The sequence below is a fragment of the Gluconobacter sp. Dm-74 genome, assembly GCF_018256135.1.
GTDB classification, from domain to species: domain Bacteria; phylum Pseudomonadota; class Alphaproteobacteria; order Acetobacterales; family Acetobacteraceae; genus Gluconobacter; species Gluconobacter cadivus.
Genome location: NZ_JAERLX010000003.1, coordinates 176009 through 194556 on the forward strand (window position 1 = coordinate 176009; position 18548 = coordinate 194556).

An 18548-nucleotide genomic window follows, 5' to 3' on the forward strand; every position below is an offset into this window, starting at 1 on the left:
TATATATATCGAGGAAAATATTCTAAATAACCGATAAATTAAAATTATTTCATTCATCTATATTTTTTCTTTTAATGCTAAAAAAATAATCCTCATGTATATATGGAATTCTTTTTTGATATCTAGGTACTGTCGGGCATTCTTCATAAAATCCGAAAAGTAACTTAGTAGCGATTTATAATCGTTCATATGGAAGTTTTTTCTTTTCCTAAATCTGGCAGAAAACAAAGGAAAAACGATTCGGGAGCCTTTTTTTGCTCATTAATAACGAATCATAAAGGTTGTTACGGTTTTACGTTCGCTGCCGTCTTTAGAAATGGTCGTACTTTTTGACGACAGAATGTACGACCATTTCCAAACCCTAATGAAAGCGGCAGGGCTGATCTGTGGTCGGCTGCTCGTCCGTCTGGATAACCATCAGGGTGACGGGGCCGTCGCCGATATTGCCCGCGAAATGACCGATATGGCCTTTTGCGTCCTTGCGACTCATCTGGTCTTCGCCGAGAGAGACGTCCCCGGGTCCCATGACGACCTTTTTTCCATCCATGGCCGTCACGTACCAGGAGCCCTTCAGCGGGATGATCCACTGGACTTTGGGGTCGGGGTGCCAGCTTCCGTCCCAGTGCGCGGGCTGCACGGTGGAAATGATCCGGGCATTGCCTTCATGCACATGGTCCTGCCATTGCGGCCCTGCGGGTTTGGACATGGTTTTCAGATCGTAATTATGGAAGGGGCAGCGGGTCATGTGACTGATGCCGTCATGGTCCGTCCAGTTATGCCAGTACCAGGCCGTTGGCGGAGTGGGATCAGCAGCGTGTGCGGCACCGAAGGCCGTTACCACAAGGAGTGCCGCAGCTAGGGGAAGAAGGCGTGTCATGCGTCTGATCCTTTCAGGGCGGGTGGCTGATATCGGTTCATGGGAGCGATGTCGTTGAAGCGTTCCTGATGTGGCGTGCAGACCAGTTCCACGATCATGCCCCAAGGCGTGCGGCCGTAGCAGAACATGTTGCCCGGTGCGGCTTCGAGAGAGGGCTGGCCCTGTGGTTCGGTCAGGAGAGTGCCACCGGCCTTCTGGAAACGGTGGCAGGCCGCGTGAATGTCATCGACATAGACGGCGAAATGCTGAAGGCCCCAGTCGCACGGGCGCGCGGCCTCGCGCTGGTCAGGGCCTTTCATCTCGAACAGTTCGATGCCTGGCCCATGACCGAGCGCCATCATGCACATTTCGATGACGACGGTGCCGCCCGGAAGGCCGAGGATTTTTTCCGTCTCCGGACCTTTCTGAGGCGCGGTGCGGGTGACGTTTCGGTAGAGGGCAACTGCCCCGAACGCTTCTTCAAGAAAGCGGATGGCAGAGTTGATGTCCGGGACGGTGACGCCGACATGGTCGATGCCACGCGGCAAGCCTGAATGTTCTGTGGTCAAGGGGCGATCCTCCGTTGCAGAAGATCTCAACCCCTGAGGAAACGCACGGTTGCCAGAATGCTCGTCACATTGCGGCAAACCGTGTCAGCAGGGGAGGCCTGTAATCAGGCCTCGTCGGTTGGGCGTTTGGGCAGCAGGGCCGGGACGAACACCATTGTGCAGAGCAGTGTGCAGCCAAGGGACATCAGAAGCAGTCGCCCCATGCTCGCCGTGCCCGGATGGCCGGAGCGGGCGAGGGAGCCGAAAGCCGTGGCGGTCGTCAGGGCGGAGAACAGCACCGCGCGCGCCGTCGGAGACGTCAGCGGGCCCTTCACTCCTTCGCGCCAGTTCATGACGAAATAGATGTTGAACGACACGCCCACACCCAGAAGCAGCGGCAGGGCGATGATGTTGGCGTAGTTCAGCGTCTCCGGCACCGTGACGATCAGGATGACGGTCAGGAGGGTCGACATCAGCAGCGGTGCCATGACAAGGGCGGCATCCAGTAGGCGGCGCAGCACGACCAGCAGGATGATGGCGATCATGATGAGGGCGCAGATGGCCGCCACCTTGAAGGCATGCACGATTGTATTGGCGCTTTCCGTGATTTCCATCGCGGGGCCGGCGACATCCGGATTGACCGAACGCAGTTCGCTGACGAAGCGGTGCAGCACCGGTGTTTCGGACATCTGTCCCTTGGGATGGATTGTCAGCCGTGCGCGGCCATCAGGCAGGACATAGTCGCGGCGCACATCCTGCGGAATGTTTTCCATCGTGACGGGCGTGGGCTGAAGGGCCATCCGCAGCATCGAAAGCTCGTCCGGCAGGAAGCGCGTCAGGGCTGTGCTGGCCTGAAGCAGCGTGCTGTCCGGGGCCGTGGAGAGCGTGTGCAATGCTTGACGGATCTTTTCCAGCGGTGCGGGAAGCTGCTCCTTTACGGCGTCCAGCTTCTGCACGGCAGCGATGGCGGCAGCGCGGATGGCGGCAGCGTCCGGCGCGGGTTCAGGATTGGCCACCGTGATGGTCGGCAGGAGGATGGAGGCGGTATCCTCGATCATGGCCAGCTTGGTTTTCTGGTCATCGGGAACCAGCGCGCCAAGCCACAATACGTCATGCACGCTGGGGAGCTTCGAGAACTCTGCAGCCTCCTTTGCCGCGTCCGTCAGGTTCGGGGTCAGGACCTGTGCGCTGTAGGGCGTCGTGAGCGGATTGGCTTCCAGCAGATGCAGCGCCCGCATCCCCTCGGTATTGGGGTCCTTGGTGTGCAGCGGGTCGGCGTCGAACTTCAGGAGCGGCATGAGGGCCAGCCCCACAATGCCCAGAAGGGCGAAGATGCCGACGACCTTGTGGCGTTTGTGGCGCAGGAACGCGTCCGCAGGCGCCATGAACGCAAAGCCCGGCTCTCCGCTGCCCAGCTTCGCGCGAAAGACGGACAGCAGGGCTGGCAGAAGCGTCATGGTGCAGAAAAAGGCGATCAGCATGCCGAAACCCGCAATCAGCCCGAGCTGCGCCACACCAATGAAGCTCGTGGGGTAGAAAGCGAGGAAGCCCGCCGCCGTGGCGAGGGCTGCGACAAGGATCTGTGCGCCGCTCTCCTGACCCGTCAGGACGATGGCATCGTGCAGGGATGGATATGATCCGTCCGGGTTGCGCTGTCCGCGCAGGCGCACGCTGTACTGGATGGCAAAATCGACCGCGATGCCGACGAACAGAATGGCGAAGGCCACCGAGATCAGATTCAGCTCACCCACCGCCAGAGCGGCAAAGCCGGTCGTCAGTAGCAGGCCAGAGATGAGGGTCAGCAGGATCGGAAGAATGACGCGTGGGGAATGGACCGCGAGGATCAGCCAGACTGCGACCAGAACCAATGAAATGATGAGCCCCAGCACCATGCCGTGTGCGACGGTGGAGAACTCCTCGTCCGACAGCTTCACCTCACCGGTGATGATGCCGGTGGCCTGCTTCGTTTTCACGAATTCAAGGTTGTTGATCGCCTGACGCATGGCGGTCGTAGCGCCTTCGCCGGGCTGGAAGGAGCTGTAATCGAGCTTGGGCTGTGTGACGACAAATTCGTAGCGCGAGCCCAGTTCCGCCAGCTTGCCGATGAGCAGGTTCTGCCAGGACATGTCCTGCGGATGGCCGTCCGCTGCTTGTGTCAGGGAGGTTGCGAACCCGTCCAGCGCGCCGTTGAAGCCACTGGGGATGCCCTGTCCGGCCTTGATGCCCTCACCGATCAGGCCAAGTGCGCCGAACAGCCCGCGTGCAGACGGATCGGCGGCCAGTGTGCCCAGAAAGGGCTGCGCGGAGACGATCGAATCCAGCAGCGGTTCCAGATCTTTCGTATCGAGGAACAGGAAGCCGTGACTGTTATAGAAAGGGTTGTCGCCGGGCAGGCTGACCGTCTTGAAATGCGTGTGGTCCTGCGAAAGCGTGGCCGCAAGCTCCCGTGCTGCGATGCGTCCCTGTTCGGGGATGCGGCTGTCGAGGATGGCGACGAGCTGGTTGCTGTCCTGCGGGAACAGGCGCGTCAGCTCCATGCTCCGCTTTTTCCACGGCAGGCTGTTGGCAAACATCTTGCTCGTGTCAGTCGTCACGCTGATGCGTGTGACACTCAGGGCAACGCAGGCGGCACAGAGCAGTGCAAACAGCGCCAGAACGAGGGGCGCACGACGCGCGCAGACGGCATTCAGCCGACCGGTCAGATCCGAAAACATGGGGGCTACCCTTAACAGAACGGGCAGCGTTTCCCTACCCCATCCTGACATTTCGGCGATCCTGATGCAGAAGGAAAGCCATGACATGGACTCTGCCCGGCCTCGCGACCTACGAAAGTGTGATTAAGAACAGCGTTTTCCGGGCTTCCGCAGCTCCTGTGGAAGACGAAGCCGCCGCCATGGCCTTCTTTCGTGACGTCGCCGTGCTGGAGGCGACCCATAACTGCTGGGCGTTCAAAACCGGTCAGCGCTTCCGATGCAGCGATGACGGCGAACCCGGTGGGACGGCGGGGCGGCCCATTCTGTCCGCCATCGAAGGGCAGGATTTCGACAATGTCATGATCGTCGTCACGCGCTGGTATGGTGGCGTGCAGCTCGGGGCCGGGGGGCTCGTGCGGGCTTATAGCGGCGCGGCGTCCGCCTGTCTGCGCGAAGCAGAGCGGATTGAGCGGATTGAAACCGTGCCGTTGCGCTTTCACTGCCCGTTTTCCAGCTATGCGATGGTGGAGTCCAAGATCGAAAGCTGGCGGGCAAGCCGTACCGAATGCGAGTTCGACGCCGAAGGCGCGTGGATGACGCTGGCCGTGCCAGTCGAAGAGGCGGATGCCATCACGGACTGGCTGCGGGATCTGACGCGGGGGCAGATGGACATTGCCCGGCTGAATTAAATACTAAAAAAAATAGTCATTTTTATTTAAAACTATCAGGATTGATGTTTTTTTGTTGCTGCATAATCTTCTGACAATCCCGTCTGGAGTTTTCAGGGCATGTTACGTCATCATTCATATCGGAATCGGTCTATTCTGGCTATGATGGCGCTTGGAATCTGCACCTCCCGACTGGCAGCGGCAGCAGATTCGTCCACCGCCCCGACCGCACACTCGGAAGAATGGATCCACGTTCTCTCCACAGAACGTCCCCCCATCCAGAACTATCCCCATGCCGGCGTCGTAGGCCAGCCGCGCCGTGTTGTGGCCAGTCAGAACCATGCGCCGCAGGGGCGGCAGGGTCCGTGGGGCGCGTTCAGTTACGGCAACGGCGAATCAGCGGGCTTCGGGCCGGTCGGACGTTACGGTGTAGCCCCTTGGGCGGAAGACTGGAGCTTTCTGCGCGACAAGAGTCGGCGCGACGATCCGTTCGATCCGCTGAAGTTCATCGCACTGAACGATGCGAGGACGATCTGGCTGTCCTTTTCCGGCGAGACGCGTCTGCGCAACTGGTACGAGGAGGCGCCTTTTCTGGGGAAGAAGGGCAACAGCAATTCGGGGCGTTTCGGTGTGCGGAACCTGTATGGCGCGGATCTGCATTTGGGCGAACATGTCCGACTGTTCGGGCAGCTCATCAATGCGGATGCGGGGGGCTGGAAAGGCTTCGGCTACAATACGACGTACCGCAAACGGCTGGATCTCCAGCAGGCTTTCATCGAGTTCAAGGGCAAGCTCGCGGGCGCGCAGACAGGCTTCATGTTTGGCCGTCAGCAGTTTCTCGATGCGCCGTCTTACGTCCTGTATAACCGCGAAACGCCCAACGTGCCGTTGTCGTGGAATGGCGGCCGCATTTATGCGATCTGGCCCAATATCCGCGTGGATGCGTTCGATTTCGTCCAGACCAAGACCGACGCAACCCTGATGTTTCACGATACGGAAGATTACAACACGCGCCTTTATGGCGGAGACATCACGGTTCTCGTGCCGCAGTTTTCCATCGGTAGCGAGACGGTCCATTCCTTTCTGGATATTTTCTATTACGGTTACCGCTATGGCGGCAGCCTGTCCGTCGTCCCGCTTGCATCCGGTGCCCTGAAAGGCACGTCCTCACGCGGGAATGTCGGTTTCCGTTGGTACGGTACCGCCGCATCTTTCGAATATTCGTTCGGCGGCCTCTATCAGGACGGGACGTTCCAGAAATCCGGCAGCGCGAAGAAGAGCGATGTGCAGGCCTATTCGGTCAATACGATCGTGGGATACCGGCATACGCCCTCGCCCCTGCATCCGTTCATCGGCGTTCAGGCGGATCTGTATTCCGGCGGGGCCAACGGAACGGACGGCCCGGTCAGGACCTATATGGCGCCTTTCAACCCGCAGACGAACTATCTGGATACCACGACCTACATCCAGCCCTCCAACCTCGTCAGCCTCTCGCCGGTCCTGAGCGTCACGCCGTGGAAAGGCTTTGCGAGCATTCAGTTCAAGGTGCCGTTCATGTGGCGGGAGAATGCGGATGGCGCGATCTGGAACTCGTCCGGCCCGTACACATTCTCGAAAACCTATCACGGCGGCTATATCGGCGTGGTGCCGCAGGCGTCTCTCAAGCTCCAGCTTAACCGGCACCTGACCTGGCAGATCTATGGCGCGCGGTTCATAGCCTCGAACGGACTGCATGCGGCGGGTGGCAAAAGCGGAAGCTACGCCCAGTCCAATGTCGTCTTCCGCTTCTGAAAGCTTCTGTTATTCGTCCTTGTCGGAAAACAGCCCGACCAGATCCGTCAGATGCCCGATTTCGCGGAGTTTCAGGCCTGCGGGCGGCTTGACCCGCGCGGACGCCGCCGAGACGCGCCGGGGCAGAATGGCCTCGCCAAAGCCCAGCTTGGCGACTTCCTTGAGGCGCAGATCGGCCTGACTGACCTGCCGGATTTCGCCCGAAAGCCCGACTTCGCCGAAATAGGCGGCACTGGGGGAGGTCGGATGGCCCGTGGCGGCGGACACAAGGGCCGCGGCCACCGCCATATCGGCAGCCGGTTCGTTCACGCGCAAACCGCCCGCGATGTTCAGATAGACGTCCATATTCGCAAGCTTGAGGCCACATCGAGAATCCAGCACGGCCAGCAGCATATTCAGTCGCGACGTATCCCAGCCCACAACAGCCCGGCGCGGCGCACCATCCCCGGCTTTGGGAGACAGCAGTGCCTGAATTTCCAGCAGGACCGGGCGCGTGCCCTCCAGCCCCGCAAAAACGGCCGACCCCGCAATATTGCCGCGCCGCTCCGCAAGGAACAGCGCGGATGGGTTGGGCACTTCGGTCAGCCCGATATCGGTCATGGCGAAAACGCCGATCTCGTCGGTCGCGCCAAAGCGGTTTTTGGCCGCGCGCAGAATGCGGAACTGATGCCCGCGATCACCCTCGAAATACATGACCGCATCGACCATGTGTTCCAGAACGCGCGGCCCGGCGAGGGAGCCTTCCTTCGTGACATGCCCGATCAGGATCAGCGCAAAACCGAGCGTCTTGGCCAGCCGGATCAGCTCGAACGCACTCGCCCGCACTTGGGAGACCGATCCCGGTGAGCTTTCCACGCTTTCCAGCCACATCGTCTGGATGGAATCGATAACCACGACCGTATGCGCCCGGTCCTGTTCCAGCGAGCCCACGATCTCGCCAACATTGATCGAAGCGGCAAGATCCAGCGAGTCCAGCATTTTGGGATCGCGGTCCAGACCCAGCCGCTGGGCGCGGATGCGGATCTGGTCCACCGATTCTTCGCCCGAAACATACAGGACGCGATGCCCTGACCGCGCCAGCGCGCAGGTCGTCTGGAGCATGAGCGTGGATTTGCCGATGCCCGGATCACCGCCGACCAGCACGACAGACGCCGGGACAAGTCCGCCACCCAGAACGCGGTCCAACTCTGCAATGCTTGTCGTGATGCGCGGGGGCGGGCGCGTTTCGCCATCCAGCCGGACGGTCTGCAGACGCCCTGAACTCAGTTTTCCGGTCTTGCGCGCCGTCGGTTCGGGAGTTTCCTCAACCAGCGTGTTCCATTCGCCGCAGGCTTCGCACTTCCCGTTCCATTTCGGATAGGTGGCGCCACAGTTCTGGCAGACGTAACGGGTGGTCGGCTTTTTGGCCAAGGCTGGTCTCTTCGATTTGAGGGGAACAAACCCAGTATATAGGGAGTGCTTGGCCGTTGATCCAGCCGGGGCTTTGCCCCGGACCCCACCAAAGGTCGCGACCTTTGGAAACCTTTAGAATCAGGGTGCAGGGATCAAGATCCCTGCCGGGCCCGGGCAGAGCCCGGAATCCTTACTCCCGTGTCCGCAGGATCAGACGCGCCAGAAGCCGCGAGACCACGATAATCAGAAGAAAACCGAGAAGCTGGAGCACCATGTTCGGATGGGCCGGCTGATGGCGGAACATGATGAACAGGAGCGGCAGGGCGATCAGATAGCTCAGCCCGATGCGCTTCCAGACGATGGGATCGGTTTTCGGGAAACGGGGCAGGAGGCTCATTTGCGCAGCTCCATGGTGATGGGGCCTTCGCGTCGGCCATGCGTGAACTGATCGACCATGGCATTGCCGGAATTCATGAGCTCGGAGGCGTCCCCCTGCCAGATCAGCTTCCCGCGATAGAGCATCGCCGCGCGGTTTCCGATCCGCTGGGCCGAGGCCATATCGTGAGTGATGGCAATGGCGGTGGAGCCGAGTTTCTGCACGCAGTCCACGATCAGCCCGTCAATGACGGCACCCATGATCGGGTCCAGCCCGGTCGTGGGTTCGTCGAAGAACATGATGTTGGGACTGCCCGCAATCGCGCGCGCCAGCCCCACGCGTTTCTGCATACCGCCCGAAAGTTCGGACGGGCTGAGTTCGCCAACGGACGGGTCCAGCCCCACCTGTTCGAGCAGACCTCCGGCTATTTGCAGTGCCTGCGTGCGGGACGGGGTCGCGCCATTGCGGTCGGAATGTTTGGCGCGAACGCCGAACGCTACGTTCTCGCCAACGCTCATGCTGTCGAACAGGGCACCGTTCTGAAACAGCATCCCGATCTGCCGACGCAGGGCATCCTGCTTGGAACGCGAAGCCGTCAGCAGGTTTTCGCCGTCGATCTCGATCGTCCCGGCATCGGGCTCGATCAGACCGAGAATACAGCGCAGCAGGACGGATTTTCCGGAGCCGGACCCGCCGATGATGACCATGGACGTGCCAGCTTCGACATCAAGGTCCACGCCATCGAGCACGATCTTGGAGCCGAAAGCCTTGTGCAGGCCCCGAATGCGGATCTTGGGAGTGCTTACGGGGGGAATGCTCATTGTGAGAAGAACAGATCCGTCAGGAGATAATCGAACAGCAGCAGCAGGATGGACGCGCCCACGACAGCGGCTGTCGTGGCCGAGCCCACGCCCTCTGCGCCGCCACGACTGTTATAGCCGTTATAGCAGCCCAGAAGCGCGATCAGGAATCCGAACACCGCCGCTTTGACGAGGCCCACGACGACATCCATCGTCTTGAGCGAATCTAGCGTGGCCGTGATGTAGGTCGAGGGCGAAAAACCAAGTTTGGCGACCGAAACCGTGAAACCACCCATCACACCCAGAATATCCGCCACCAGCACGAGACAGGGCAGCGCGAGCGTTCCGGCCAGAAGGCGCGGCGTCACGAGATATTTCATCGGATCGGTGGACAGCGTGGTGAGCGCGTCGATCTGGTCGGTCACGCGCATGGTGCCGATCTGAGCGGACATGGCCGCGCCCACGCGCCCGGCGACCATCAGTCCGGCCAGAACGGGGCCAAGCTCGCGGGTCACGGCGAGGACGACGATTCCGGCAATCGCGCTTTGCACATGATACTGCCCGAAGCCCACATAGGACTGAAGTGCGATCACGGCCCCTGAAAACAGGGCCGTCAGCGCCACGACGGGGAGGGAGAAGAACCCCGTCTCGATCAGACTGGAGAAGAAAATCCGCCAGTAAAAGGGCGGTCGCACCAGATGCGACAGAGCCTCCAGCGCGAACAGGGCCAGAGCACCTGCCTGCTTGATAAGGCCGAGAGCGGCGCGGCCAAGGGCCGCTATGGGGTCAAGAACGGCATTCACCCTTCAGCCCCTACCCTGCCTGCATCCGGACGTCAAAGTTTCCGTCCTGTATTCAGGCGCGTCGGCCATCGGTCCGCTCCAGATCCCGGAACTGCCGCTCCAGACTGAAATCGGAGGATGTAACGCAGCGTTCGATCAGGCCGAGCCTGCGCTCCATGCGCGCCAGCCGATCCTGAAGCCGGGCCAGCGGATGGCCCGGCGGGACGGAACGGGAGAAATCTTCCGTCGGTTCGGGTTGCGGCCGCCGGAAACCGAGCACGGCATCCCTGACCACGGCTGTCGCGCTGGCAGCGGGTGTTTCCTGCCATGCCGCGCGGTGCCGGGACCAGCTCCGCACACCCTCCGCATATCCTGCGGCGGCCTTGTCCAGCGTTCCCCGGAACGGAATAACGCCTGTCCGGCGATAGCGTCGGAAAAGACGCACGGCCCAGATGATCAGAAAGATTTTCAGCAGCAGCCCAATCACCCCATGACCGCTGGAATAATGGACAGTGGATGTGTTGCCGAAAGTGATCTCAGGCGTATCCATATGGATATCGAGATGGTCCAGAACCTTGCGTGTCGCATCGGACAGGATGGCAGAACCGTCCGGTGTGGTCACGGTCGTGATCCGCGCACCGGCTGTGTCCTCCACGGAGAGCGTGCCGGACCCGATCGGACGCTTTTTCAGCGTTTCGCTCGCTTTCTGAAGCGTGATGTCGCCGCTGCCGAGGAGGGTCAGATCCGCATCGTGGGCGGTGGCGTTCAGCGTAATATCGGCCGAGCCATAATCCCGGACCGTCAGAACATCCGCGCTCCCACGTTCGATCCGGATATCGCCCGAAGACATAGCCGTGATGCTGGCGCTTGAAGCTGCGAGATCGCCGATCTGCAGGTCGCCGCTGGACAGGCTTTGCACGGTCATCCGTCCCGTCAGCCGCCCGACCGAGACGTTTCCGGGGCCTGTCATCGTCAGGTTCAGGCCGCTAGCCTGATCAATGTCGAGATCGCCGTGTCCGCTTTCCGCCGTAACGTCGCCGTTGACGCCGGTGATGCGATAGAGCGTCGTATGGCTGTGGGAGGACTGGATGTCGAGGCTGGTCCGTACCGGAACCATGACGGTCGCACTGTCCTGAGCCGCGCAGTCCTGCGGAGTGGTCGTGAAAGTCAGGCGTTCCCCATGTTTTTTCAGGCTGCCGCTGCCGGAGACGATATGCGCATCCGGGCCGCTCACGACGGACAGGTTTTCAAGACATGTCGCCGGGATGACGAGCGTGTCAGGGCTGCTTGTTGAGTACACGTTGAAGGATGGCGGGGCTGGAGGCGAGGGAGGTGCCGGAGGGGCTGGTGGCGCGGGCGCGGCACCGCAGCTCAGAAGCGCGAGCAGAGCCAGACGCGCATGCAGATGGTGGCGCATCCCTATTCTCCCTGAGCGCCATTCTGAGCGCTCTTTCCGGTCGTCGAGGGTGTGGTCGGATTAGCTGCTGGGGCGGCGGGGGTCACTGCGGGAGCCGGAATCGTTGTCTGCGGCGCGGTCTGGGCGGGCGCGCTTGTGACAGGAAGGCTGGCAGGCGCCTGCGCTGTTTGCGGCGCATTCGACGCGGCGTCTTTTGAGGGAGCCGGAACGCTGGGCGCCTGCGGGATGGCAGGGCTGTCAGGCGCGGAAGGCTGGCGGACAGGCGCGGGAGCCGGAACCACGGTTGGCGTGGTTGGGGCCTGCACCAGAGGTGGCTGAACCACAGGTGCCTGCATGACGGGCGCGGAAGCTGCCGGAGGCGGGACCACGGGTGCCGGAACGGTCGTGGCCGCGCTGGCAGTGGGCGTCTGGACCGGAAGGGAGGGCTGCGGCGCTGCGGGAGGAGGTGTCGGTACGGCAGCTGGCGGCGGCGGCGTGGGACGATAGATCACGCCATTCTCCGCGCCGACACGAACAGTGCCTTTGCCCGAGCGCACCATTGGCCCGGTGACGGCCTCGATATTGACGTCGCCCGTTCCGTTGGCCGCGACCGTCGCGACCGTCGCGTGAGCCAGAATGGTGGCGCTGGCCTGATCGGCCGTAATCAGCGTCAGGGCGTCGATAGTGCCCCCCGAGAGCGTCATGCCCGCATTCTGCGTCAACTGCACCGAAAGAGCCGCGAGCTGCGCCGTATCAGCCGTCAGGGTCGAGGTGCCGGAGGCCACGATCTGGGCGGCACGTTCGAGGGAGTGGATGTGGACGCTGGAGGCGCCCTGCATGTCCAGGTCGAGGGACTGGGTGTTTTCGATGTCCATGGTGGCGGAATCGAGGCTGGCGTCCAGGGAGGCGAGCTTTCCGGCGATGACGAAATGCGTGTCGTGGCTGTCGTGGATCGTCAGGCCGGTGCTGGGGGAAATGCTGATTGTCAGCTTCCCGTTGGGGGCGCAGGACTTCGTGGCGATGGAGATGCGGCTTTGCGCTTCTTCCTTGCCGGTATGCATGGAGACCTGTGCGAGGCTGCTTGAATCAAGCGTTGCCCCGTCCTTCATGTTGGGATCGACCACGACCCTGACCTGTCCGGTGCAGGGGATCGACAGGTCCAGATCCTCTCCGGACAGGGTCATGCGCGCGGCGTGGGCTGCGGGCGACAGCAGGACGGTACCCGCCAGCAGGGCCAGAAGCGCCGGGCGGCGGCCGGAAAAGAGGACGGGGCGGCGTGTCATCGTGCGTTCCTTGCTCTCCAGCCCGGGATATCCTCGTCGAGGATGCGTTCGAGCTGGTCGATCCTTTCTTCCAGACGCGTAGCATGGGCTTCGGCCTGTGTCAGGGCGGCCTGAAGCATGGGGTCCTGCTGGGGCGTGCCTTTTGGTGAGCCGTTGGCATGTTTGACCATGCTGACGACAGACCAGCAGATGATGGCTGTGATGGGAACAAGGAAGGGGAAGATGGACGAATTCATGCCTTGGGCCTTTCGGTCAGCCTTTTCTCAGCCTGCGCTTTTCTTTTCGGCCACACGGCGCTTGAGGGCTTCGAATTCGTTTTCCACGACGGCATCGGTTTCAAGGGCTGCGAGTTCCTCCTGAAGTGTGGGGTGGCCGGTGCGGCGGCCCAGATCATACGCCTCTGCCTTGCCTTCAAGCTCATCAAGAGCGCGTTCCACCTGATCGAAGCGGTTCAGCGTGTCGTCGATACGGGTGTCGTAGAGTTTTTCGCGAGTTTTCAGGCGGCCCTGTGCGGTGCGTGCGCGGATGGAGAGCGCCTTTTCGCGGGACTTGGCGTCGGCGATCTTGGCCTGAAGTTTGGAAATGTCGTCGTTCTGCTGGTCCAGCCCGTCCGAGATCTGGGCGATCTGCTGTTCCAGTGCTTCGCGCGACTGTTCCACGCTGTGGCGGGCGGCAAGGGCCGCGCGGGCGAGATCGTCGCGGTCCCGTTCGATGGCGAGACCGGCCTTGCGGTGCCATTCGTCTTCTTCGTGCATCATGGTGCGCACGCGGCGTTCGAGCTGTTTGCGTTCGGCGATCGTGCGGACGGCCTGACTGCGGACCTCGACCAGCGTGTCTTCCATTTCCTGAATGACCAGACGGATCATTTTCTGCGGGTCCTCGGCATTGGCGAGAATCGCATTCAGATTGGAGTTCACGATATCGGCGAGGCGAGAAAAAATACCCATGATGCTTTCCTTCCTGTTGAAGAGACTTAGGACAGATCCCTGCTCTTGTCAGTGATGCTGTTTTGAGGGTGTTATGAACTGAAGACCTGAACGGGGGCGTGAGAGACCATAAAATGGCGAGAAGCACCGATATGGACGAGGTGCCGACCCCGATCGGGCGGGCTCCGGCATTTCTGGGGATGCTGGATCAGGTCTCCCGTCTGGCGCCCCTGCGGCGTCCGGTTCTGGTGATCGGAGAGCGCGGGACCGGCAAGGAACTGGTGGCGGCGCGTCTGGCTCTGCTGTCGGACCGATGGGACCGGCCGCTGGTGAAACTCAACTGTGCGGCCCTGCCCGAAGCGCTTCTGGACAGCGAACTGTTCGGCCATGAGGCGGGGGCGTTCACCGGCGCGCAGAAGCGGCGTCTGTCGCGCTTTGAGCGGGCAGACGGGGGCACGATGTTTCTGGACGAGATCGGTACCGCGTCGCAGGCTGTGCAGGAAAAGCTGCTGCGGGTGATTGAATATGGCAGCTTCGAGCGTGTGGGCGGCAGCGAGACCATCCGGGTGGATGTGCGGCTGATCGGGGCGACCAATGCCGATCTGCCCGCCATGGCGCGGGAGGGGCGCTTCCGGGCGGATCTGCTGGACCGGCTGGCCTTCGATGTTGTGAATATTCCGCCGCTGCGGGCGCGCCCGGAGGATATTTTCCTGCTGGCCGAGCATTTTGCCACCCGCATGAGTGCGGAACTGGGGCGGAAGATGTTCGCGGGGTTCACGGAGCGCGCGCTGGAGCGGTTGCAGGCCTATGACTGGCCCGGCAACGTCCGCGAATTGCGCAACGTGGTGGAACGCAGCGTTTACAGGATGGACCGGCCGGAAAAGGCGCTGGACGAGATCGTGCTGGACCCGTTCGTTGTGCCGGACTGGAAGGACGTGCAGGTTCAGCGCGTCGTGCCGGCGGTGCCCGCGGTTGCGTCGGCTGAAGGAGAGGCGCTGACGTTCCCGCGCGATTTCGGGGCGGATGTCAGGACGCATGAGCGCGCCTTGCTGGAAGCTGCTTTGCGCGAGGCGCAGTTCAGCCAGCGGCGCGCGGCAGAGCTGCTGGGTCTGACCTACTACCAGTTCCGCCATCATCTGCGGCTGCACGGGCTGGCCGACAAGGAGGCGCGGAAGGCGCTTGGCGTGAAGGAGTGAGGGCGTGTCCATGAAGCCCTCCGATGCAGGAACCGTGCCAGATGATGTTTTGGGTGGGGGCGTCGGGGTGGGAGCGCATTTCACTTCATTCAGAAATGGCGTCTGAGGCCATTTTGTATGGTCTCAAGCCAATTTGTGTGATGAATAATTAAAACTAAACAAAAAAGTTATATCAAACAAAATAGTTTATTTTTGGCAGGTGTGCGCCTATGTCTCTGGCAGGCCGCCTGAGCGGTCGGACTGATCTGGACACAGGCAGGTGCGACGCATGTCTCTTTCACGGACGGAACTGGATCATCTTCGGCAGGTCCCGGAAGACCGGATTTTGCAGGAGACGCTGACACGGCTGCGCGGGCGTGTGGCTGTGGTGTCGTCTTTCGGGGCGGAGTCGGCGGTTCTGCTGGATCTGGTGGCGCAGATCGATCCGTCTGTTCCGGTGTTTTTTCTGGATACGAAGCGGCATTTCCCTGAGACGCTGGAGTATCGCGACCGTCTGGTGCGCAGTCTGGGTCTGTCTGATGTGCGGACCCTCTCGCCCACGCCCAAAGCGTTGCATGATCGTGATCCGCAGGACCAGTTGGCTGCGTTCGATCCGGATGCGTGCTGTGCGTTGCGTAAGGTTGAGCCGCTGGATCTGGTGCTGCCGGAATTCGATGTCTGGATTACGGGGCGCAAGCGCAGCCAGTCCGCAACGCGCACGGCGTTGCCGGTTCTGGACCCGCAGCCTGATGGCAGCGTGAAGCTCAACCCGCTGGCGGGCTGGGGCCCGGCGCAGATCGAGGCGCAGATGCAGCGTCGTGATCTGCCGCGGCATCCACTGGTTGCAAAAGGTTACACCTCGATCGGTTGTGCTCCGTGCACAAGGGCGGTCAAGGATGGTGAAGATGGACGGGCGGGCCGGTGGGCCGGTCTGGCCAAGACGGAATGTGGCATTCACAGGCCGGCATGACTACGGAGCGGATAATGACGCAGACACCGATCCTGTCGCGGGATCAGTCCACCACAAGCTTGGCACAACCACGGATCATGGATGATCTGGACCAGCTTGAGGCCCAGAGCATTTTCATTCTGCGCGAGGCCTATCGCAAGCTGAAGCCCCTGTCCCTGCTGTGGTCGCTGGGCAAGGACAGCAATGTGATGGTGTGGCTGGCGCGCAAGGCGTTCATGGGGCGCGTGCCGTTCCCGGTCATGCATGTCGATACCGAGAAGAAATTCCCGGAAATGTATGCGTTCCGCGACGAATATACGAAGAAATGGGATCTCGACCTGCTGCTGGGCTACTGCCCGCCAGTTGAGGAAATCGACCCGTCGCTTCCGCCTGCCGCCCGGTCTGCCGCGCGCAAGACGGCTGGTCTGGCTGCGATGATCGAGAAGCACAAGCTGCGGGGCGTTATTGCGGGTATCCGTCGTGACGAGCAGGCGACGCGGGCAAAAGAGCGCGTGTTCAGCCCGCGTGGTGCGGGGCATCGCTGGGACGTGCGTAACCAGCCGCCCGAGTTCTGGGACCAGTATGCGACGCCGTATGAAGACGGCATGCATATCCGTGTCCATCCGCTGCTGTCATGGCGCGAGATCGACATCTGGCGCTATATCGAGCGCGAGAACATCCCGCTGGTGGATCTGTATTTCGCGAAAGACGGCAAGCGGTATCGTTCGCTGGGCGATCAGGACATCACCAATCCGATTGAGAGCAATGCCTCCACTGTGGCGGAAGTGATTGCCGAGTTGGAAACCAGCCGGACGTCCGAACGTGCGGGGCGTGCGATGGATCATGAATCCGAGGACGTGTTCGAGCGTCTGCGTGTGGCGGGGTATCTGTGACAATGGGCGACAATATCGTGACCGGACAGTATTCCGAAACCCATCGTGCTGCGGCAACGCCCATCGTCATTGTCGGGCATGTCGACCACGGCAAGTCCTCGCTGATCGGGCGTCTGCTGTATGACACCGACAGCCTTCAGGACGGCAAGCTGGCGCAGATCGTCGAGAGCAGCCGCAAGCGTGGTCTGGCGGTGGAGTGGAGCTTCCTGCTCGATTCCCTTCAGATCGAGCGCGATCAGGGCGTGACGGTTGATTCCACGCGCATTCCGTTCCGTCTGGGATCGCGGGAATTTGTGATCGTGGACGCGCCGGGCCATCGCCAGTTCCTGCGCAACATGATTACCGGGGCCGCCGATGCGGAGGCCGCCGTGCTGGTCGTCGATGCCAAGGAGGGCGCTCAGGAGCAGACGCGGCGTCATGCCATGCTGCTGCGTCTGATCGGCATTCGTCATGTGATCGTGCTGCTCAACAAGTCCGATCTTCTGGACTTTGACGAAGCGAAGATCGTCAAGGTCGAGTCCGACGTGCGTCAGCTTCTGGGCCGTCTGGAAATCGAGGTTGAGGCGGTTGTTCCGGCCTCCGCGCGCGATGGTGATAACATCGCCAGCCGTTCCGAGCGGGCGCTCTGGTACAAGGGGCCGACGTTGGTGGAAGCGCTGGCCAATGTGCCGCCGCCGGCCTCGCGCGCTGCGTTGCCGTTCCGGATGCCGGTGCAGGATGTCTATCGTTTTGATGGCGTGCGCTATGTGGCGGGGCGGATCGAGCGCGGAACCGTCCGTGCGGGCGATCGTCTGACGATTGGTGCGCAGGGGCAGGTTGCGACGGTTGCGGAGGTCTGCCGCTGGCATGCGCCGGAGCTTCCGGTTGCGGGTGCGGGCGAGTCCATCGCGCTGCGTCTGGAGCCGGATCTGGTGCCGGATCGGGGCGATCTGCTGTTCCCGGCGGATGACAAGGTTGCGGCGCCAGAGCGTTCGGCCCGGATTCGCACGCGTCTGTTCTGGCTGCGCGGTGAGCCGCTGCGGGTGGGTGAGAGCTTTACGCTGCGTCTGGCGACGGCCGAGCATGACGTGACGGTGGCGTCCATCGATGCCGTGGTGGATCTGGAAGATCTGACCCTGCGTGAGGGCGACAGCGTGCCGCCGGACGGGTTTGCGGAAATCACGCTGGCGGCGTCTCATGCTGTGTTGTTCGATCCGTTCGCGCCGGGCTTTGGTGATGGGCGTGGTGTTCTGGTGGATCGTTACCAGCGCATCGTCGGCGGTGCGCCGCTGATTGGTCCGGCTGAACTGGCGGACGGCGAACATGCCATTCATCCGACAGCCAGCCGCGTGTCTGCGGCCCGTCAGGTTCAAACGCGTGGTCACAAGAACGGCGTGTTCTGGCTGACGGGTCTGCCGGGTTCGGGCAAGAGCACGGTGGCGCGGGCGGCCGAGCTTGCGCTTTCGGAACAGGCGATCAATGCGACCGTTCTGGATGGGGACACACTGCGGGCCGGGCTGTGCAGCGATCTTGGCTTCTCACCGGAAGACCGTCGCGAAAACATCCGCCGTGCGGCGCATGTGGCGAAAATTCTGGCCGAGAGCGGTCAGGTCGTGATCGTGGCGCTGGTGTCTCCGCTTGAGGCGGACCGGGCGCAGGCGCGGCAGATCGTGGGCGAGAACTTCCATGAAGTCTTCGTCGATACGCCGCTGGAAACCTGCGAAAAACGGGACCCCAAGGGACTGTATGCGGCGGCGCGTTCGGGGAAAATCCCGGAGTTTACGGGCGTTTCCGCGCCTTATGAAGCGCCGGTATCGCCGGAGCTGCGTCTGGCTGCGGACCGTCTGGAGCATGATGCCGTCAACACCCTGACGGCGTTTATCCTGCGGATTGTTCAGCCGTAAGGATCTTTTTGCTGCTGATGTGGTGTCAGACCCCCTTTCCATTTGGGAAGGGGGTTTTTTCATGTCTGGAGAAAGGTCGTGGACACGAAAAATTTCACGCAAAAAACGAAAACCGTCACTTTTGTGATGTTACTTCC

At 61.6% G+C, this 18548-nt stretch carries 17 protein-coding genes; 6 read left to right on the plus strand and 11 right to left on the minus strand.

The annotated features are described in order from the left end of the window. Positions 1–361: 361 nt before the first annotated feature. The 3 genes from JK208_RS06310 to JK208_RS06320 form a co-directional block, all read right to left on the minus strand. Positions 362–877 (minus strand): cupin, encoded by a 516-nt coding sequence (locus tag JK208_RS06310; RefSeq protein WP_099285839.1) that lies wholly within the window; start codon positions 875–877, stop codon positions 362–364. Further along, the gene (locus tag JK208_RS06315; protein WP_194267196.1) at positions 874–1425 is read right to left on the minus strand and encodes a VOC family protein; all 552 of its coding nucleotides are present in this window, start codon (positions 1423–1425) and stop codon (positions 874–876) included. The genes JK208_RS06310 and JK208_RS06315 overlap by 4 nt, the downstream gene beginning before the upstream one ends. A gap of 104 nt (positions 1426–1529) precedes the next feature. Then, the gene (locus JK208_RS06320) at positions 1530–4118 is read right to left on the minus strand and encodes an MMPL family transporter (protein WP_211575242.1); all 2589 of its coding nucleotides are present in this window, start codon (positions 4116–4118) and stop codon (positions 1530–1532) included. An 80-nt stretch (positions 4119–4198) separates the two neighbouring features. Between JK208_RS06320 and JK208_RS06325 the strand changes: the two genes are divergently transcribed. Together JK208_RS06325 and JK208_RS06330 are read left to right on the plus strand one after the other, a co-directional pair. Then, positions 4199–4786: a YigZ family protein gene (locus tag JK208_RS06325; protein WP_211575019.1), complete on the plus strand. Its 588-nt coding sequence runs from the start codon at positions 4199–4201 to the stop codon at positions 4784–4786. A 99-nt stretch (positions 4787–4885) separates the two neighbouring features. Continuing rightward, on the plus strand, positions 4886–6556 hold the full coding sequence (locus JK208_RS06330) for an alginate export family protein (RefSeq protein WP_211575021.1): 1671 nt from the start codon (positions 4886–4888) through the stop codon (positions 6554–6556). A gap of 9 nt (positions 6557–6565) precedes the next feature. Here JK208_RS06330 and radA read toward each other — a convergent pair whose 3' ends face one another. The 8 genes from radA to pspA all read right to left on the minus strand — a co-directional run bounded on the left by radA (position 6566) and on the right by pspA (position 13532). Beyond that, on the minus strand, positions 6566–7966 hold the full coding sequence (gene radA, locus JK208_RS06335) for a DNA repair protein RadA (protein WP_211564581.1): 1401 nt from the start codon (positions 7964–7966) through the stop codon (positions 6566–6568). A gap of 172 nt (positions 7967–8138) precedes the next feature. Next, positions 8139–8345, minus strand: coding sequence for a hypothetical protein (locus JK208_RS06340; protein ID WP_062029257.1), 207 nt, complete (start codon positions 8343–8345; stop codon positions 8139–8141). Next, entirely contained in the window at positions 8342–9145 is an 804-nt protein-coding gene (locus JK208_RS06345; protein WP_211575023.1) for an ABC transporter ATP-binding protein, read from the minus strand. Before JK208_RS06345 ends, JK208_RS06340 begins: the two co-directional genes overlap by 4 nt. Beyond that, positions 9142–9927 carry an ABC transporter permease gene (locus JK208_RS06350; RefSeq protein WP_062029251.1) on the minus strand — a complete coding sequence of 262 codons (786 nt, stop codon included), beginning with the start codon at positions 9925–9927 and terminating at the stop codon, positions 9142–9144. The genes JK208_RS06345 and JK208_RS06350 overlap by 4 nt, the downstream gene beginning before the upstream one ends. A gap of 52 nt (positions 9928–9979) precedes the next feature. Next, positions 9980–11323 (minus strand): GIN domain-containing protein, encoded by a 1344-nt coding sequence (locus JK208_RS06355; RefSeq protein ID WP_211575025.1) that lies wholly within the window; start codon positions 11321–11323, stop codon positions 9980–9982. 2 nt (positions 11324–11325) lie between these two features. Further along, a complete protein-coding gene (locus JK208_RS06360; protein ID WP_211575027.1) occupies positions 11326–12585 on the minus strand; it encodes a hypothetical protein in 1260 nt (419 codons plus the stop codon). Continuing rightward, positions 12582–12821, minus strand: a complete 240-nt coding sequence (pspB, locus tag JK208_RS06365; RefSeq protein ID WP_194267171.1) for an envelope stress response membrane protein PspB — start codon at positions 12819–12821, stop codon at positions 12582–12584. The genes JK208_RS06360 and pspB overlap by 4 nt, the downstream gene beginning before the upstream one ends. A 27-nt stretch (positions 12822–12848) precedes the next feature. Next, the gene (pspA, locus tag JK208_RS06370) at positions 12849–13532 is read right to left on the minus strand and encodes a phage shock protein PspA (RefSeq protein ID WP_099285830.1); all 684 of its coding nucleotides are present in this window, start codon (positions 13530–13532) and stop codon (positions 12849–12851) included. A 113-nt stretch (positions 13533–13645) separates the two neighbouring features. Here pspA and pspF point away from each other — a divergent pair, with 113 nt between their 5' ends. The 4 genes from pspF to cysC all read left to right on the plus strand — a co-directional run bounded on the left by pspF (position 13646) and on the right by cysC (position 18411). After that, positions 13646–14707, plus strand: a complete 1062-nt coding sequence (gene pspF / locus JK208_RS06375; protein WP_211575029.1) for a phage shock protein operon transcriptional activator — start codon at positions 13646–13648, stop codon at positions 14705–14707. Positions 14708–14975: 268 nt separating this feature from the next. Continuing rightward, positions 14976–15656: a phosphoadenylyl-sulfate reductase gene (locus JK208_RS06380; protein ID WP_211575031.1), complete on the plus strand. Its 681-nt coding sequence runs from the start codon at positions 14976–14978 to the stop codon at positions 15654–15656. A gap of 77 nt (positions 15657–15733) precedes the next feature. Beyond that, entirely contained in the window at positions 15734–16528 is a 795-nt protein-coding gene (gene cysD / locus JK208_RS06385) for a sulfate adenylyltransferase subunit CysD (protein WP_099285886.1), read from the plus strand. Between the two features lie 2 nt (positions 16529–16530). Further along, a complete protein-coding gene (cysC, locus tag JK208_RS06390) occupies positions 16531–18411 on the plus strand; it encodes an adenylyl-sulfate kinase (protein ID WP_211575033.1) in 1881 nt (626 codons plus the stop codon). The last annotated feature ends 137 nt before the right edge of the window (positions 18412–18548 follow it).

What these genes read in the sequence shown, in the direction of transcription:
- JK208_RS06325 (WP_211575019.1), top strand. Translation starts at nt 4,199, where the DNA reads ATGACATGGACTCTGCCCGGCCTCGCGACCTACGAAAGTGTGATTAAG.
- cysD (WP_099285886.1), top strand. Translation starts at nt 15,734, where the DNA reads ATGGATGATCTGGACCAGCTTGAGGCCCAGAGCATTTTCATTCTGCGC.
- JK208_RS06320 (WP_211575242.1), bottom strand. Translation starts at nt 4,118, where the DNA reads ATGTTTTCGGATCTGACCGGTCGGCTGAATGCCGTCTGCGCGCGTCGT.
- pspB (WP_194267171.1), bottom strand. Translation starts at nt 12,821, where the DNA reads ATGAATTCGTCCATCTTCCCCTTCCTTGTTCCCATCACAGCCATCATC.
- pspF (WP_211575029.1), top strand. Translation starts at nt 13,646, where the DNA reads ATGGCGAGAAGCACCGATATGGACGAGGTGCCGACCCCGATCGGGCGG.
- JK208_RS06360 (WP_211575027.1), bottom strand. Translation starts at nt 12,585, where the DNA reads ATGACACGCCGCCCCGTCCTCTTTTCCGGCCGCCGCCCGGCGCTTCTG.
- JK208_RS06380 (WP_211575031.1), top strand. Translation starts at nt 14,976, where the DNA reads ATGTCTCTTTCACGGACGGAACTGGATCATCTTCGGCAGGTCCCGGAA.
- JK208_RS06340 (WP_062029257.1), bottom strand. Translation starts at nt 8,345, where the DNA reads ATGAGCCTCCTGCCCCGTTTCCCGAAAACCGATCCCATCGTCTGGAAG.
- cysC (WP_211575033.1), top strand. Translation starts at nt 16,531, where the DNA reads ATGGGCGACAATATCGTGACCGGACAGTATTCCGAAACCCATCGTGCT.
- JK208_RS06345 (WP_211575023.1), bottom strand. Translation starts at nt 9,145, where the DNA reads ATGAGCATTCCCCCCGTAAGCACTCCCAAGATCCGCATTCGGGGCCTG.
- JK208_RS06310 (WP_099285839.1), bottom strand. Translation starts at nt 877, where the DNA reads ATGACACGCCTTCTTCCCCTAGCTGCGGCACTCCTTGTGGTAACGGCC.
- pspA (WP_099285830.1), bottom strand. Translation starts at nt 13,532, where the DNA reads ATGGGTATTTTTTCTCGCCTCGCCGATATCGTGAACTCCAATCTGAAT.
- JK208_RS06330 (WP_211575021.1), top strand. Translation starts at nt 4,886, where the DNA reads ATGTTACGTCATCATTCATATCGGAATCGGTCTATTCTGGCTATGATG.
- JK208_RS06355 (WP_211575025.1), bottom strand. Translation starts at nt 11,323, where the DNA reads ATGCGCCACCATCTGCATGCGCGTCTGGCTCTGCTCGCGCTTCTGAGC.